At 71.6% G+C, this 15531-nt stretch carries 16 protein-coding genes; all 16 read left to right on the top strand.

The annotated features are described in order from the left end of the window. Nucleotides 1-171 precede the first annotated feature (171 nt). The 16 genes from AABA78_RS38040 to pstA all read left to right on the top strand — a co-directional run bounded on the left by AABA78_RS38040 (nt 172) and on the right by pstA (nt 15516). Nucleotides 172-1044 (top strand): hypothetical protein, encoded by an 873-nt coding sequence (locus tag AABA78_RS38040; protein WP_338270426.1) that lies wholly within the window; start codon nt 172-174, stop codon nt 1042-1044. After that, a complete protein-coding gene (locus AABA78_RS38045) occupies nt 1041-1529 on the top strand; it encodes a hypothetical protein (RefSeq protein WP_120525344.1) in 489 nt (162 codons plus the stop codon). The genes AABA78_RS38040 and AABA78_RS38045 overlap by 4 nt, the downstream gene beginning before the upstream one ends. A gap of 141 nt (nt 1530-1670) precedes the next feature. Next, entirely contained in the window at nt 1671-2351 is a 681-nt protein-coding gene (locus AABA78_RS38050) for a winged helix-turn-helix domain-containing protein (protein ID WP_171417531.1), read from the top strand. Nucleotides 2352-2358: 7 nt separating this feature from the next. Further along, nucleotides 2359-3720: a sensor histidine kinase gene (locus tag AABA78_RS38055; RefSeq protein ID WP_171417529.1), complete on the top strand. Its 1362-nt coding sequence runs from the start codon at nt 2359-2361 to the stop codon at nt 3718-3720. A 13-nt stretch (nt 3721-3733) separates the two neighbouring features. Further along, nucleotides 3734-4684, top strand: a complete 951-nt coding sequence (locus AABA78_RS38060) for a metallophosphoesterase family protein (protein ID WP_338270428.1) — start codon at nt 3734-3736, stop codon at nt 4682-4684. Between the two features lie 186 nt (nt 4685-4870). After that, nucleotides 4871-6490: a trypsin-like peptidase domain-containing protein gene (locus AABA78_RS38065; protein WP_338270429.1), complete on the top strand. Its 1620-nt coding sequence runs from the start codon at nt 4871-4873 to the stop codon at nt 6488-6490. A gap of 102 nt (nt 6491-6592) precedes the next feature. After that, nucleotides 6593-8359, top strand: a complete 1767-nt coding sequence (locus AABA78_RS38070; protein WP_338270430.1) for a chloride channel protein — start codon at nt 6593-6595, stop codon at nt 8357-8359. Continuing rightward, complete coding sequence (locus AABA78_RS38075) at nt 8360-8620, top strand: hypothetical protein (protein WP_338270431.1); 261 nt, start codon at nt 8360-8362, stop codon at nt 8618-8620. 96 nt (nt 8621-8716) lie between these two features. After that, nucleotides 8717-9580 carry a sulfite exporter TauE/SafE family protein gene (locus AABA78_RS38080; RefSeq protein WP_338270432.1) on the top strand — a complete coding sequence of 288 codons (864 nt, stop codon included), beginning with the start codon at nt 8717-8719 and terminating at the stop codon, nt 9578-9580. Continuing rightward, entirely contained in the window at nt 9577-10026 is a 450-nt protein-coding gene (locus AABA78_RS38085) for a DUF1634 domain-containing protein (RefSeq protein ID WP_338270433.1), read from the top strand. The genes AABA78_RS38080 and AABA78_RS38085 overlap by 4 nt, the downstream gene beginning before the upstream one ends. Nucleotides 10027-10091: 65 nt before the next feature. Continuing rightward, nucleotides 10092-10571, top strand: a complete 480-nt coding sequence (locus AABA78_RS38090) for a SixA phosphatase family protein (RefSeq protein ID WP_338270434.1) — start codon at nt 10092-10094, stop codon at nt 10569-10571. Nucleotides 10572-10632: 61 nt separating this feature from the next. Then, nucleotides 10633-11322: a response regulator gene (locus AABA78_RS38095; protein ID WP_171421054.1), complete on the top strand. Its 690-nt coding sequence runs from the start codon at nt 10633-10635 to the stop codon at nt 11320-11322. Nucleotides 11323-11436: 114 nt separating this feature from the next. Then, nucleotides 11437-12717 carry a porin gene (locus AABA78_RS38100; RefSeq protein WP_338270435.1) on the top strand — a complete coding sequence of 427 codons (1281 nt, stop codon included), beginning with the start codon at nt 11437-11439 and terminating at the stop codon, nt 12715-12717. Nucleotides 12718-12729: 12 nt separating this feature from the next. Continuing rightward, nucleotides 12730-13554, top strand: coding sequence for a phosphate ABC transporter substrate-binding protein (locus AABA78_RS38105; RefSeq protein WP_171421050.1), 825 nt, complete (start codon nt 12730-12732; stop codon nt 13552-13554). Nucleotides 13555-13612: 58 nt separating this feature from the next. Then, the gene (gene pstC, locus AABA78_RS38110) at nt 13613-14608 is read left to right on the top strand and encodes a phosphate ABC transporter permease subunit PstC (protein ID WP_171421051.1); all 996 of its coding nucleotides are present in this window, start codon (nt 13613-13615) and stop codon (nt 14606-14608) included. Continuing rightward, a complete protein-coding gene (gene pstA, locus AABA78_RS38115) occupies nt 14605-15516 on the top strand; it encodes a phosphate ABC transporter permease PstA (protein WP_338270436.1) in 912 nt (303 codons plus the stop codon). Before pstC ends, pstA begins: the two co-directional genes overlap by 4 nt. Nucleotides 15517-15531 lie beyond the last annotated feature (15 nt).

Genomic DNA, 15531 nt, shown 5'->3' on the forward strand with positions numbered 1-15531 from the left:
GGCAAAAGGGCGCGCAACATAGAGGGACTCCCCCCGTCAGTCAACACGCCGGGTTGGACTACCGAGCCGCGCCGCGTGGATCCCCTCAACACCGCTCTGGTAGCTTTCCATCTGATGCGCTTCCCCGCTCGACGTTCGCGGGGCGCACTCTGTGTCTGGGGGCTCGGGCTGATGCTCGCCCTGCCGGCGCAGGCCCGTGCGCCCCTTCCCCCGTCCACCCTCCTCTTCCAGCTTGGCCCGACGAGCCCCGCCATCGACGCGGCGAAGGACCTGCTGGAGGCCGGCCGCTTCCAGGAGGCCCTGGACGTGGTGCGGGGCGGGCTGGACGCGCCCGACGTCACGGACGACGAGCTGGTGGAGCTCTACCGCCTGCAGGGGCTCACCGCCCTCTACCTGGGCGACGAGGCCCTGGCGCGCGGCGCGTACGAGAAGCTGCTCCAGGCCCGGCCGGACTTCGAGCTGCCCCGCTCCGCGCCGCCCAAGGTCCGCGACCTCTTCGCGAAGCTGAAGGAGGACCTGCGCCACCGCCGCGTCCACCCCGTCACCCTGCAGGTGGACCCCATCCCGGACCCCGCGCCGGGCGAGCGCGTGGAAGTGGACGCCACCCTCCGGGACATGGCGCTGGGCGCGCGGGCGCGGCTGTTCTACCGGCGCGCGGGGGCGCAGGGCTTCTCGTCGGTGGACTTCGTGCGCGACCGCGCCCGGCCGGAGCACTACACCGCCGTGCTGCCCGCGTACGAGCTGCCCGTGGAGAGCACGCCCTATGAAGTGGAGTACTACTTCGAGGTCGTGGACGCGGCCGAGCGGCGGCTCGCCGGACGCGGGGATCCGTTCCATCCCCTCCTCTTCCAGGTGGCGTCGCGAAGCGCGCCCACTACGGCCCTGACGGAAGGCGCCAGCCGCCCCTGGTACAAGAGCCCCTGGCTCTGGGTGGCCGTGGGCGCGGTGGCCATTGGCGGCACGGCAGGGGTGGTGGCCCTGTCTTCCTCGGAGGAGCGCGGCCGCGTGCCCATCACCATCCGCCTGGAGGACGCCGCGCCATGAGACACGCAGCCCTGTTGATGCTTTCCCTCCTCTGCGGCTGCGGGCCGGACGCGGCTCCGGGGGCCCTGCCCCTGGGACTGGAGGTCACGCTCAGCCGCGCCGTCGCGAGCCAGGTGGGCGCCTACCAGGTGGTGGTGCTGAAGGACGGCGCGAAGCGCAACTGCACGGAGCTGCAGCGCACCTGCCTGGCCACGCAGGTGGACCCCGGCGACCTGCTGGAGCTGAAGGACGCGGACGGCAACACGGGGCGCACGCTGCGCTTCCCCTCCGCCCCCGGCGGCGCGGCCATGGGGCTGGCGGTGGACGTGCCGGTGGGGCGCGACTACGCGCTCGTCATTGAAGCGCTGACGGCCGACACGCCGACGCGCTTCCTGGGCAGCTCCTGCAACTACCTGCGCGAGGTGAACTCCGGCACCAACGCGACCCTGGTGGCCGCCCCCATCGAGCTGACCTCCCAGGCCTGCGACCCGGTGTTTCCGCGCTGAGCCCCGCTCGGAAGACTACCGGCGCCCCGCTGGGGAGGCGGGCGGGCATGGCGCGTGGATGTCACATGGTTGTCCCGAGCGCGGCGGAACGAATCTGTTACGGGACGCCACGCATTCCATCCCTTCGCGGGAGCACCCTTCATGGCGCGCATCCTCATCATCGAGGACGAGCAGGACCTGGCCGGACTCGTCGACTACAACCTCCGCGCGGCGGGCTTCGAGACGGACACGGCGAACACCGGCGCGGGCGGGCTTGCCCGGGCCCGGGCCCACCCTCCGGACCTGGTGCTGCTGGACCTGATGCTGCCGGACGTCGCGGGCGGTGAGGTCCTGCGCATGCTCAAGAGCGACTCGGAGCTGAAGAAGGCCGCGGTCGTCATCGTCAGCGCCAAGGGCCAGGAGGCCGACCGCATCCAGGGCCTGGAGCTGGGCGCGGACGACTACGTGGTGAAGCCCTTCTCCGTGCGCGAGCTGCTCTTGCGCGTGAAGGCCGTGCTGCGCCGCGCGGACGCGGAGGAGGGCCCCGCCGCGGTGCTGGCCGCGGGCGACATCAGCCTGGACACGTCCCGCCACCAGGTGCGGGTGAAGGGCGAGGAGATCATCCTCACCGCGCTGGAGTTCCGCCTGCTGCGCACGCTCCTGGAGCGCAGCGACCGCGTGCAGACGCGCGAGGTGCTGCTGTCCGACGTCTGGGGCATCCAGGCTGAAATCCACACGCGCACCGTGGACACGCACATCAAGCGCCTGCGCGAGAAGCTGGGGCCCGCGGGCGACATCATCGAGACCGTGCGCGGCGTGGGCTACAAGCTCAGCCCTCCGTGAGGCCGTCATGCCCCTGCGCTTCACGCTCCTGGCGCTGCTCGTTCCTCCCCTCCTGGTCGCGACGCTGCTCGTGCTCTTCGGCCACCCGGCGGGCGCGCTCGCCGCGGGGCTCGTCACGCTGGCGGGCTCCGCGCTGGCGCTGGGCACGAGCCGCGTGGCCATGGAGCGCCAGCTTCGCGCGCTGACCCAGAAGACGCAGTCGCTGGCCGCGGGCGTGGACGTGGCGCCGCCCAAGGGCCTGGAGCGCACCGACGACCTGGCGCAGCTGGAGGACGCCATCGACACGCTGGACGACCAGCTGTCCATGCGCGCCGCCGCCCTCAACCAGGAGGCGCGCATCCTCACCGCCGTGCTGGACGGCATGGCGGAGGGGCTCTGGGTGACGGACGCGGAGGGCACCGTGGTGCGCCACAACGACGCGCTCGCGGAGATGCTCCGGCCCGCGCACGGCGCCATCGTGGGACAGCGGCCGCTCGCGCTCATCCGCAATGAAGCCCTCAACGACGCGGTGGCCCGCGCCTGTCATGAGGGGGCCTCCACGCGGCTGGAGCTGACGCTCGAGGGGCTGTACTCCCGCACGCTGGCCGTGCGCGTGACGCCCGTGGGGCGCGACCTGCCCGGCAGCGCCGCCGTCTTCCACGACGTCACGGAGCTGCGCCGGCTGGAGAAGGTGCGCAAGGACTTCGTGGCCAACGTCTCCCACGAGCTGCGCACGCCCATCACCGCCATCCGAGGCTACGCGGAGACGCTCCAGGGCGGCGCGCTCCAGGACACCCAGGTGGCCCCGAAGATGGTGGAGATCATCCACCGCCAGTCCGAGCGCCTCTCCGAGCTGGTGGAGGACCTGCTGGAGCTCTCCCGCCTGGAGGCGCGCGAGATGACCTTCCAGCGCACGGAAGTCCCCCTGGCCCTGGCCGTCTCCCGCGCCGCCGAAGGCGTGCGCCCCAAGGCCGAGGGCAAGAACCAGCAAATCGGGTTGCACGTGCCGCCAGGACTGGTGGCGCTGGGGGATGGGCGGGCCATCGAGCAGGTGCTGCTCAACCTGCTCGACAACGCGGTGAAGTACACGCCCGCGGGCGGCCGGGTGGACGTGGACGGAGCGTACGAGGGCGGCCGGTGCGTCGTGCGCGTGCGCGACACAGGCGTGGGAATCGAGCCCAAGCATCTTTCCCGGATTTTCGAGCGATTCTACCGGGTGGACAAGGGGCGCAGCCGGGACATGGGTGGGACGGGACTGGGCCTTTCCATCGTGAAGCATCTGATGGGCGCGATGGACGGCGAGGTGAAGGTGGAGAGCCAGCCGAACGCGGGCAGTACCTTTGTCATTTTTCTACCCTCGGCGGCTGGCCCGACGGCTGCGACGGGCTAGGATGGGGGCGGCCATGCGGGTCGCCATCCTCGCGGACATTCACGGAAACCTTCCGGCCTGCGAGGCCGTGCTGGACGACATCACCAAATCGGTGGCGCCGGATTACATCGTCGCGGCCGGAGACCTGGCGCTGCGCGGTGCCCACCCGCGCGAGACGGTGGAGCTGCTCTTCAGCCGCTGCCACGCGCTCATCATGGGCAACACGGACGCGTACCTCGCCGGCAACTACCTGGGCGGCGCGTACCGCGAACGGGACCACTGGAAGACGGAGCTGTTGCGCTGGACGCGAGACCAGCTGGGCGACACGCTGCTCCAGCAGCTGGGACAGATGCCCTTCTCCCTGCGCTACACGCCGCGCAAGGGGCAGGACCTGTTCATCTGCCACGCGAACCCGCGCAACCTGGAAGAGTCGCTGGACCCCACGCTGGACGACCACGCGGTGCGCCGCTTCTTCACGCACCTGGACGCGGCCGCGTGCGCCTTCGGGCACCTGCACTTCCCCTACCGGCGGCGCGTGGGCCGGATGCTCATCGCGGACGTGGCCAGCGCGGGGATTCCTCGCGACGGCGACCTGCGCCCCGCCTACGGCGTCTTCACCTTCACCCCCAAGGGCTGGCGCGTGCAGATCCGCCGCGTGCGCTACCCGGTGCGCAAGGCCACCCAGGCCCTCACCGCGCGCCGCGTGCCCGGGGGGCCGCTGCTCATCCACAAGCTCGTGGAGGCGAGGTACCGCCACCACAACGCCCTGATGGAGGCCGCGCGGCGGCACTCGGGGCTGCCGCCGCCGGGGCCCGTGCTGCGTCCGCCCCCGGGGGCTTCAGGCTCGCGGCCCACGCACGCCGCGCCCTTCGAGAACAGCCCTCCGCCGGAGGTCGATCCGTCCACGCTGCCCCTGGACATGGACGGCACGGTGACGGGCGCCTCGCCGCTGCCGCCCGACGCGCTCAACGACCTGGACGGGTGAGGCGAACGCCCACCGGGTGCGTGCGCGTGAGGCAGGCCCGTCCGGGAATGGACAGGCGTGCCGTCGCTTCTGACGGACAGCGGGCTTTTCGCACCGCGAAAGCCGCCTGCCCTCCCGCGCGCACAGGTGCACAGGGGCGCGGCGGGCCTTAGCAACACCTCAGGCGACGACAACGCGGGAGGGGCCATGGTCGGGTGGATGGTCGGACTGTCGGTGGTGACGGTGTCCCTCACCGCCTCCGGAGCAGCGGCGCCCCCTGCTCCACCGCCCAACGCGCAGGCCCCCGCGCAGGCGCCCTCGGTGGAAGCGCCGCCGCCCGCGCCGTACTGCGAGGGCGAATACGCGGACAGCTACAGCGCGCTGTCCCCCAAGGCGCGGGCCTTCGAACAGGCGCTGCAGAAGAAGTACACGTACTGCGTGCGCAGCACCGCCGTGTACGAGTGCCTGTCCTACGGCGCGGAGGGCAACGTGCGCCGCACGCGCACGCCGGTGTCCGCGCACGGCACCGCGTTCGCGTACCGGCAGCAGGCCGGGGAGACGCTGCTGCTCACCAACGAGCACGTCGTGGAGTGGCCGGACGTCACCAGCGACGCGCACCCGGTGGACGGCGTGCCTGCCGGCTGCAAGCGCGTGAAGGGCGACCTGAGCATCGTGGAGAACGAGGCGGACCACTACGACCGCGATGACATCCCGCTGTCCACGGCGGTGGTGGATCCGCAGCTGGACCTGGCCGTCATCAAGTCGAAGACGCCGCTGACGGTGATGCCGTGGAAGGTGGGCAGGAGCGCCGCCGTGCGCGAGCGCGACGTGGTGGACGTGCGCGGCTTCCCGCTGGGCGTCTTCAACGCCACCAACATGGGCAAGGTCATCTCCGCCTACGACCACGACGAATACAAGGACTGGTACCACGACGACTTCGTCATCGACGCGCTCCTGTCCCAGGGCAACTCGGGGTCGCCCGTGCTCGCCATCTCCTGCAAGACGGGCGAGTTCGAGTTGGTGGGCGTCTACCACGCGGGCTACTCGCGAGGCAGCGCGCTCAACGTGGTGGTGGGAATCGACCAGGCGCGCGACCTGATGAACCACCTGCGCCGCACGCCCAGGCGCGCGACGGAGGGAACGACGTCGCTGGACGCGCTGGCCCGCGCCCGCGTGGCGAAGCGCGCGGAGGTGTCCGCCACGCCGTTCTTCCCCTTCGGCTCGCGCACCGCGGCGGTGTTCCCGCGCGCGGACGGCGCGCTGCTCTTCGCGCTGTACGAACAGGACTTCCCGCGCCGCGTGCACCCGCTCATCGTGATGGAGGACCTGCCCGTCCCTTCCGCGGAGGAGGGCTTCGGGCGCGTGGGGCGCGTCTGGTTCGGAGGGGAGCGGGGCCTGCTGGAGCGCACGCGCGCGGAGCAGGACGCGGAGCTGCAACAGCAGCTGGCCCGGCTGCTGGATGCGCTGCGCAGGGACGCGACGCTCGCGTTCTCGTACCAGGACTCGCTGCCGGGCTCGGATGAATCCCGGCAGACCTTCGACACGTCCGCCCGCCTGGGCAAGACGCTGGAGCGCACCATCGTCGCGCACCGCGACCTGAGCGACGCCGCCGCGGAGCTGGCGGACCGCTTCGCGCCGGGCGAAACCGAGCCCGCGACCCGGACGGAGTCCGTGCTGAAGACCCCTCCGCCTCCCGGCCTCCACCTGGGCCTCGGGGAGGAACCGGGAGGCCCGCCTCCGCCGTCCGCGCCGCCCCGGGCCCCGGGGGTGCGTCAGCCCGCGCGCAGCACGCAGGACAAGGCGGCCAGGACTCCGTCGGGAAGGTAGGCTGTCCGGAGGGCGGCCCGCCGGGCGGGCGGGACCCGGGAAATGCCGCGCCGTTCCGGGAAGACGCTTTCCGGCTCCGTACATTGGACAGGTGTGGAGGCCATGCCCGACCCCGTATCCGGCGCAGTCCACCCCGACCTGAGGACGGGGGCGCCCTCGCCCTGGCTGCGGCGGATCCTCCAGGGCCTGCTGGGACAGGAGCGGCGGTTCTGGGTGCTGGTGGTGGGCGTGGGGCTCATCTCCGGGCTGGGCGCGGTGGCGCTGCTCGCCGTGCTGCGCTTCACCCAGCACCTGTTCTGGCAGACCAACACGGAGCACTTCCTGGAGGGCGCGCTCGCGTCGCCGGGCTGGCGCCGGTTCCTCGTGCCGGTGCTGGGCGGCGCGCTGGTGACGCTGGTGTCCCTGCTGGTGGGCCAGCCCCTGCGCGGCCACGGCACCGCGGGCATCATCGAATCCATCTGGGTGAAGTCCGGGCGGCTGCCCTTCCCGCGCGCGCTCCTGCGCGGCTTCGTGTCCATCATCGCGGTGGCGCTGGGGGCGCCGCTGGGCCGCGAAGGCGCGCTCCTCCAGACGGGCGCGGCCAGCGGGTCCGCACTGTCCGGGTGGCTGCGGCTGGGGCCGGGCCAGGCGCGCGTGCTGGTGGCGTGCGGCGCTTCGGCGGGCATCGCGTCCGCGTACAACGTCCCCATCGGCGCGGCCCTCTTCGGCCTGGAGGTGCTGCTGGGCAGCTTCGCGCTGGAGCTCTTCGGCCCCATCGTCGTGTCGTGCGTGGTGGCGACGCTCGTGTCGCGCACCCTCATCGCGGACCACCCCAGCTACGTCATCCCCCACTACGCCCTCACCCACCCGCGCGAGCTGGTGCTGGCCATCCTCCTGGGCGTGCTCGTGGGCGGGGCCTCCGCGCTCTACGTGCGCGGCATCAACCTGGCCTCGGACCTGCTGGACAAGCTGCCCTCGTGGCTCACGCCGTTCATGCCGCTGGTCGCGATGACGGTGGTGGGCCTCACCGCCATCGCGGGGCCTTACCTCATGGGCAACGGCTACGACTCCGTGAACATGGCGCTGCACGGGACGCTGCCCCTGGCGCTGCTGCTCATCCTGCCCCTGGCGAAGCTGGCGGTGACGTCGCTGTGCGCGGGCGCGGGGGTGCCGGGCGGGCTCTTCACCCCGTCCCTCTTCTTCGGCGCGCTGCTGGGCGGCGCGTTCGGGATGCTGGTGGAGCGGGCGCTGCCGGGCGGCGCGGCGCCCAGCGGAGCCTATGCGCTGCTGGGCATGGGCGCGGTGCTGGCGGGCACCACGCATGCGTCCGTGTCCGCGGTGCTGATGATCTTCGAGATGACCGGCGACTACGACCTCATCCTCCCGCTGATGCTCGCCGCGGTGGTGGCCGCCGTCGTCAGCCGCCGGCTGGAGCCGGAGTCGCTCTACACCTCCGTGCTCGCCAAACGCGACGTGCGCGTGCCAGCCTCCGTGCCGCACTGGCTGCGCGAGGAGGGCGTGCGCTCGCTCCTGTCCCCCGCGACGCAGCGGGTGCCGCCCTCCGCCACCTTCGACGAGGTGGTGGTGCTGCTCCTGGAACAGCCCGCGGGCGCGGACCTGTACGTCACCGACGCGGAGGGGCGCCTGCTGGGCGTCATCACCCTGGACGCGCTCAAGGGGCACCTGCCGGACCACTCGCTGCTCCAGGCCACCGTGGCCGCGGACGTGATGGACACCGGCGTGCAGCCCATCACCCCGGACCTGTCCCTGGCGGAGGTGGCCGCGCGGTTCGGCCACACGGAGCTGGAGCGGCTGCCCGTGGTGGACGGGCAGCGGCGCCTGCTGGGGTCGCTCTCCAAGGGCGACCTGCTCAAGCGGGGGCGCTTCTAGATGGAGCTGGAGCCCCGCACGCGCGCATGGAGCATCGTGGTGATGGGCCTGCTGTGCATCGTGCTGTCGTGGGTGCTGCTGCGCACGCCGCCCCGCCCCGGGCACCACCCCAGGCCGCAAGCCCCCGAGTCCGTGGAGGAGCCCTCCCAGGGAAACCCCTACCGGGGCTGGCCACTCTTCCAGGGCTGGCCCATCCCCCAGCCGCCGGACACGAAGCCGGCGCCGGACACGAAGCCCCAGGAAGCGCCCCAGGAGCGTTGAGGACCCACCCGCGCCCCCGTCCCCGGGGGCAATTCGCGGCAGGCGACCAGACGGGCTCCACGTGAAGCGCTTGCATGCGGGAGGGCCAGGAGGAAGATGGCCACCGCCTTGGACGCCACTCCGTTCAACTTCGTCGCCATTGTCCTCTGCGTCTCCTTCGGTGCGGGCCTGCTGGGTTCCCTGCTGGGCCTGGGCGGGGGCCTCATCCTCATCCCCGTCCTCACGCTGGTGCTCAAGGTGGACATCCGCTACGCGGTGGGGGCCTCCATCGTGTCCGTCATCGCCACGTCCAGCGGCGCGGCGGCGGCGTACGTGCGTGACGGCCTGGCCAACATGCGCGTGGCCATGTTCCTGGAGCTGGCCACCGTGGCGGGCGCCGTCACGGGCGCGATGCTCGCGGGCATCGTGGGAGGCCGCGCGCTGTACTTCCTCTTCGGCGCGGTGATGGCCTATTCGGCGCTCGCGATGCTGCGCAAGCTGCGCGAGGACGGCAGCCCCCGGGAGGAGCCGCCGCCGGACGCGCTCGCGGACAGGCTCGGCCTGCACGGCAGCTACTACGACGTGTCCACCGGCGGCGAGGTGGCGTACCGGGTGCACCGGCCGCTCGTGGGCCTGGGGCTCATGTACGTCGCGGGCACGGTGAGCGGCCTCCTGGGCATCGGCTCCGGCGCGCTGAAGGTGCCGGCCATGGACCTGGCGATGGGGCTGCCCATCAAGGTCTCCACCGCCACCAGCAACTTCATGATTGGCGTCACGGCGGCGGCCAGCGCGGGCATCTACTTCGCGCGCGGCGACATCGACCCGTTCATCGCCGGACCCGTCTGCGTGGGCGTCACGCTGGGCGCGTTCGCGGGCTCGCGCTACCTGTCGAAGCTCAAGAGCGGTTCGCTGCGCATGCTCTTCGTCGTCGTCCTGCTCTGGGTGTCGTACGAGATGCTGTCCAAGGGAATCCACGGATGAGCGCAGCGCCCTCCGAGCCTCCGTCTCCACGGGAGACGACCGCCACCACCGCCGCCCCACACGAGGAGGCGCTCCTCACGCCGGAGCTGCTCATCAGCCAGCTGCTGCGCGGCGGCGTGCTGCTCAGCCTGTCGCTCGTCACCTGCGGCATGGTGATGACGTTCCTGCGCCACCCGGACTACTTCTCGTCGCCGGACGCGCTCCAGCGCCTCACCTCGCCGGACTCCGCGCCGCACCGGCTGCCGGACGTCTTCGAGGGCGTCCTGGCCGTGCGCGGCCAGTCCTTCGTGATGGCGGGGCTCCTGGTGATGATCACCGTGCCCGTGCTGCGCGTGGCCCTGTCCCTGGGCATCTTCCGCGCGCAGAAGGACCGCGCCTTCGCCGCCATCACCACCAGCGTCCTGGCGCTGCTGCTGCTCGCCTTCCTCCTGGGCGGTGTGGAGTAATCCACGAAGCAGTCCACCCGTTCGTCACATCCCCGCGGGCGCGAAACGCACTACAACGCGCGCCCATGGCCGACCGCGACCTGCCCCTCATCCTCGTGCGCCACGCCGTGGCCGAGGACTCCCACGCCCTGGGCGACGAGGCCCGCGCCCTCACCCCCCAGGGCCGCGCCGCCTTCCGTCAGCACGCGAAGAAGCTGGCGCGCCTGACGCCCCTCATGGGCATCATCACCAGCCCGCTGGTGCGCGCGGTGCAGACCGCGGAGCTGCTCGCGGACGCGCTCGGCCTGTCCCACGTGGAGGTCCACCCCGCGCTCGTCCCCATGAAGGGCGCGGCCCGCAACGTGCTGAAGCTGGCGCGGGACGTGGGGCCGGGCTGGGCCCTGGTGGGACACAACCCCTCCCTGGAGCGCGCCGCCGCGCTCGCGCTGGGCCAGGCCCTGCCGGACAAGCTGCGCAAGGGCTGCGCGGTCGCGCTGCGGCCTGAAGGACGCGCGTTCAGCCTGCAGTGGATGGCGGCCCCGGGGCGCTCCCTGCGCCGCCCGTGACGCACTTGTTGCCGGCGCGTCACGTAGGCGCGAAGCGATGCGCGCACAGTACGTGCCCGCCATGTCCCACGTACTCATCGTCGACGACGAGCGCGACCTCGCGGAGCTCATCGACTTCAACCTGCGCGGCGCGGGCTTCACCACCCGCGTGGCCTTCACCGGGGAGGCGGCGCTCACCGCCGCGCGAGACCAGTCCCCGGACGTGGTGCTGCTGGACCTGATGCTGCCGGACCTGTCCGGCATCGAGGTCTGCCGCCACCTGCGCGCCAACCCCCGCCTGCGCGACGTGCTCATCGTCATGCTCACCGCGAAGAGCGAGGAGGCGGACCGCATCCGCGGCTTCGAGGTCGGCGCGGACGACTACGTCGTCAAACCCTTCTCCGTGCGCGAGCTGGTGCTGCGGCTCAAGGCCATCCTCCGGCGCTCGTCCGCGCCCCAGGAGGGCACCCCTCCCCTGGCGCTGGGCCCCCTGCGCCTGGACGTCACCCAGCACCGCTTCTTCGTGGAGGAGAAGGAGACGCCCCTCACCGCGCTGGAGTTCCGCCTGCTGGAGTTCCTCATGGCCCGGCTGGGCCGGGTGCAGACGCGCGAGCAGCTCCTGGAGCAGGTCTGGGGCCTGTCCAGCGCGCTGGAGACGCGCACCATCGACACGCACGTGATGCGCCTGCGCGACAAGCTGGGCCCCGCCCGCGCCCTCCTGGAGACGGTGCGCGGGGTGGGCTACCGCATCGTGGATCCAGCGGCCGGGTAGGCGGGCGCCGTCCCTGCCGTTACCCATTTGTCACGCAAGGGCCGTCAAACAGCCACATCCGCCCCATAGATCGTCACCCGTTCTCGACACCCCCGAGACACCCGCCGACCTTCTATGCGCTCACTCCTCGTCACCGTCTCCCTGCTGACCTCCAGCGCCGCCATGGCCCAGGCCTCCACGCCCCAGGAAGCGCTCCCGACCCCGACGGCCTCCGAGCCGCGCGAGGCCGTGGAGCCCTCCGCCACGGCCCCCCAGGCTCCGGCGTCCCCGACCCCGCCGCGCGCCAACGCCCCCACCGTCCCGGAGGGCTCGCCCTCCATCGACGAGCGGCTGACCGCGGACGAGCACCGCGTGGAGGCGCTGGAGGAGCAGAACACGGAGACGAAGAACGACCTGTCCGCCCTCAAGAAGCTGCGCATCTCCGGCTACGTCCAGGGGCGCTACCAGTACCAGCAGGACCTGGATGACAGCGGCGCGGGCGGCTACAGCCGCTTCGGCGTCCGCCGGGGCCGCTTGAAGGCCACGTACACCACCGAGTGGTCGCAGTACATGCTGCAGATCGACGCGGTGCCCGCGGGCGTGACGCTCAAGGACGCGGAGGCCACCCTCTTCGTCCCCGGCACCAAGCAGCAGCTGTCCGTCACGCTGGGCCAGATGAAGTGGCCCTTCGGCTACGAAGGCCCCCAGTCCTCCAGCGACCGCGAGTTCCCCGAGCGCAGCCGCGTGGTGCGCAACATGCTCCCCGCCGAGCGCGACCGCGGCGCCAAGGTGAACGGCCGCTACAAGTTCCTGCGCCTCGCCGTGGGCCTCTTCGACGGCAACGGCACCGACAGCGGCACCACCCAGGACAACGACAAGGAGAAGGACTTCGTCGCCCACCTGGGCTTTGACCTGAAGTGGATCGCGGGCGGCGTCTCCGGCTGGTACGGCCATGACATGGGCCGGCTGCCCACGGACACCTTCCGTCACGCCTACGAGCGCAGCCGCATCGGCGCGGACCTCCAGGCCTACTTCGACGTGGTGCCCCTGGGCGGCACCTCCCTCAAGGGCGAGTTCATCGCGGGCCGCACCTACGGCGCCGCCAACAACGCCACCCACCTGGATGTGCCCGCGCACGGCTGGTACCTGCTGCTGGTCCAGAACATCGGCCTCAACGACGCGGTGGCCGTGCGCTACGACACCTTCGACCCGCACAACGGCCAGACGGACCTGGCGGCGGGCGAGGTGCCGGGCGCCGACAACGCCGTCGACACCGTGGGCTTCGTCGTCCAGCACCACTTCGGGGAGAACCTGAAGGTCTCCGCCACCTACGAAATCCCCATGACGCACGCCGTGGCCCAGGCATTGGACCCGCACGACAACCTGTTCACCCTGCAGATGCAGGCACGTTTCTAGAGGAGACACCTCATGAAGAAGACTCTGCTCTCAAGCTTCGTCGCCTTCGGGCTCGCCGTCCTCCCGCTCTCCGCCCAGGCAGGCACGGTGACGGTAAAGGGCTCGGACACCATGGTCATCCTCGTCCAGCGCTGGGCGGAGGCGTTCATGAAGAAGAACCCCGCCACCAAGATTCAAGTGACGGGCGGCGGCTCCGGCACGGGCCTGGCGGCCCTGCAGAACGGCACCACCGACATCGCCATGTCCAGCCGCGAAATCAAGGAGGCGGAGGAGGAGAAGCTCCGCGCCCGCTACAACACCCCGCCCACCGGCCTCCCCGTGGCCAAGGACGGCGTCACCTTCTACGTCAACGAGTCCAACAAGGTGGACGCGCTCACGGTGGAGCAGCTCAAGGACATCTACCTGGGCGACACCACGTCGTGGAAGGCCGTGGGCGGCGCGGATGCCCCCATCGTCCTGTACTCGCGTGAGAACTCCTCCGGCACCTACGTGTTCGTGAAGGACACCGTGCTGGGCGGGGACGACTTCGCCGCCTCCGCGCAGACGCTCCCGGGCACCGCCGCCGTCGTCAACGCGGTCTCCAAGGAGAAGAACGGCATTGGCTACGGCGGCGCCGCGTACGCCAAGGGCATCAAGGAGCTGAAGGTGAAGAAGGGCAACGACGCCTTCGCCCCCACCGCGGAGAACGTGAAGAGCGGCAAGTACCCGCTGTCGCGCGACCTGTTCTTCTACCTGCGCAACAAGCCCGCCGGTGAGGCCAAGGCCTTCATCGACTTCGCGCTGTCCGCCGAGGGACAGGCCATCGTCACCCAGGTTGGCTACTTCCCTGTGAAGTAGTCGGCGTCACACGATTGTCACCCGGCGCGGGGGTCCCATGTTGGATAGACAGGCCGTCATGCAGGAGCAGGACCTCGCGCCCCCGGTGGCGCTGCCCATGCTGTCGCCCGCGGCCCGGCGGCGGCAGCTGAAGGAGAAGGCCATCGCGGCGCTCATCACCGCGGTGGCCTTCACGGGCATCGCCGCGCTGGTGCTCATCCTCGTCTTCGTGGCGAAGGAGGCGCTGCTGCTCGTCACGGACGCGGCGGCGCGCGAGGAGGCGAGCTTCTCCAAGATGTTCCTCCCGCAGCTGGTGCGGAAGGGAAAGCCCCTGGCCTACGTGTGGCAGCCGGTGTCCGGCGTGCCCAAGGTCAGCATGATTCCGCTCTTCGTCGGCACGCTGAAGACGACGGCCGTGTCCATGCTGGTGGCGGTGCCGCTGGGCATCTTCGGCGCGCTGTTCGCCGCGGAGTTCGCCCCCCGCCGCCTGCGCGAGGTGCTCAAGCCCACCATCGAACTGCTCGCCGGCATCCCGTCCGTGGTGCTGGGCTTCTTCGCGCTGATGGTGATGGCGTCGTTCCTCCAGGACACCTTCGGCTTCACCTCCCGCCTCAACGCGGTGGTGGCGGGCCTGGGCCTGGCGCTGGCCATCGTGCCGGTCATCTTCACGGTGACGGAGGACGCGCTCACCGCCGTGCCTCGCAGCTACCGTGAGGCGTCCCTGGCCCTGGGCGCCACGCCCTGGGAGACGGCGTGGAAGGTGGTGCTCCCGGCGGCGGCCCCCGGCATCCTCGCCGCGTGCGTGCTGGGCTTCGGGCGCGCCATCGGTGAGACGATGATCGTCCTCATGGCCTCCGGCAACGCGGCCATCGTGTCCGCCAACCTGGGCGACTCCGTCCGCTCGCTGTCGGCCACCATCGCCGCGGAGATGGGCGAGGTGGTGGTGGGCAGCCCGCACTACGCGCTGCTCTTCTTCATCGGCGTGGAGCTGTTCCTCTTCACCTTCCTCCTCAACATGCTGGCGGGGGTGTGGACGAAGAAGGTCATCCAGCGGCTCAAGGGAGGTGCGGGGTGAAGCACACCACGCGCAAGGTCGTGGGCCTGTCGCTCGTGTCGCTCACGGGGCTGGCCGCGTTCGTCATGGTCGCGATGCTGGCCCTCATCCTCCTGGACGTCGTCCGGGGCGGGTGGAGCCACGTGTCCTGGCAGTTCCTCTCCCAGGCGCCCACGGACGGGATGATGGGCGGCGGCATCTTCCCCGCCCTCTTCGGCACCGCGGCGCTCACGCTGCTCATGACCCTGGCGGTGATGCCGGTGGGCGTGCTGACGGCGGTGTACCTGCACGAGTACGCGCCGCCCTCCAGCCTCCTGGCCCGCGCGGTGCGCGTGGCGGTGGCGAACCTGGCGGGCGTGCCCTCCATCGTGTTCGGCCTCTTCGGCCTGGGCTTCTTCATCCTCTTCGTGGGCCGCGGCCTGGACCACGCGCTGGGCTATGAGCAGCTGCACTGGGCCCAGCCGGGCATCCTCTGGGCGGCGCTGACGCTCGCGGTGCTCACCCTGCCCGTCGTCATCGTGTCCACGGAGGAGGCCCTGCGCGCCGTGCCGCAGGAGCACCGCACCGCGAGCCTCGCGCTGGGGGCCACCCAGTCGCAGACGCTGGCGCGGGTGGTGCTGCCGGGCGCGCTGCCGGGCATCCTCACCGGCGCGGTGCTGGCCATCTCCCGGGGCGCGGGCGAGGTGGCGCCCATCCTCTTCACCGGCGCGGCCTACTTCCTGCCGGACCTGCCCACGAGCCTGAACTCGCAGTTCATGCACCTGGGCTACCACACCTACGTGCTGGCCACGCAGTCGCCGGACGTGGAGGCCACCCGCCCGCTCTTGTACGCGACGGTGCTGGTGCTGCTGCTGCTCACCTTCGCCCTGAACCTCGTCGCGGTCCTCATCCGCACGCGCACGCGCCGCAAGGCCGCGGCCGGCCACTGACGCTCCTTCATCCGC

It is taken from the genome of Corallococcus caeni (assembly GCF_036245865.1).
In the GTDB taxonomy this organism is placed as follows: domain Bacteria; phylum Myxococcota; class Myxococcia; order Myxococcales; family Myxococcaceae; genus Corallococcus; species Corallococcus caeni.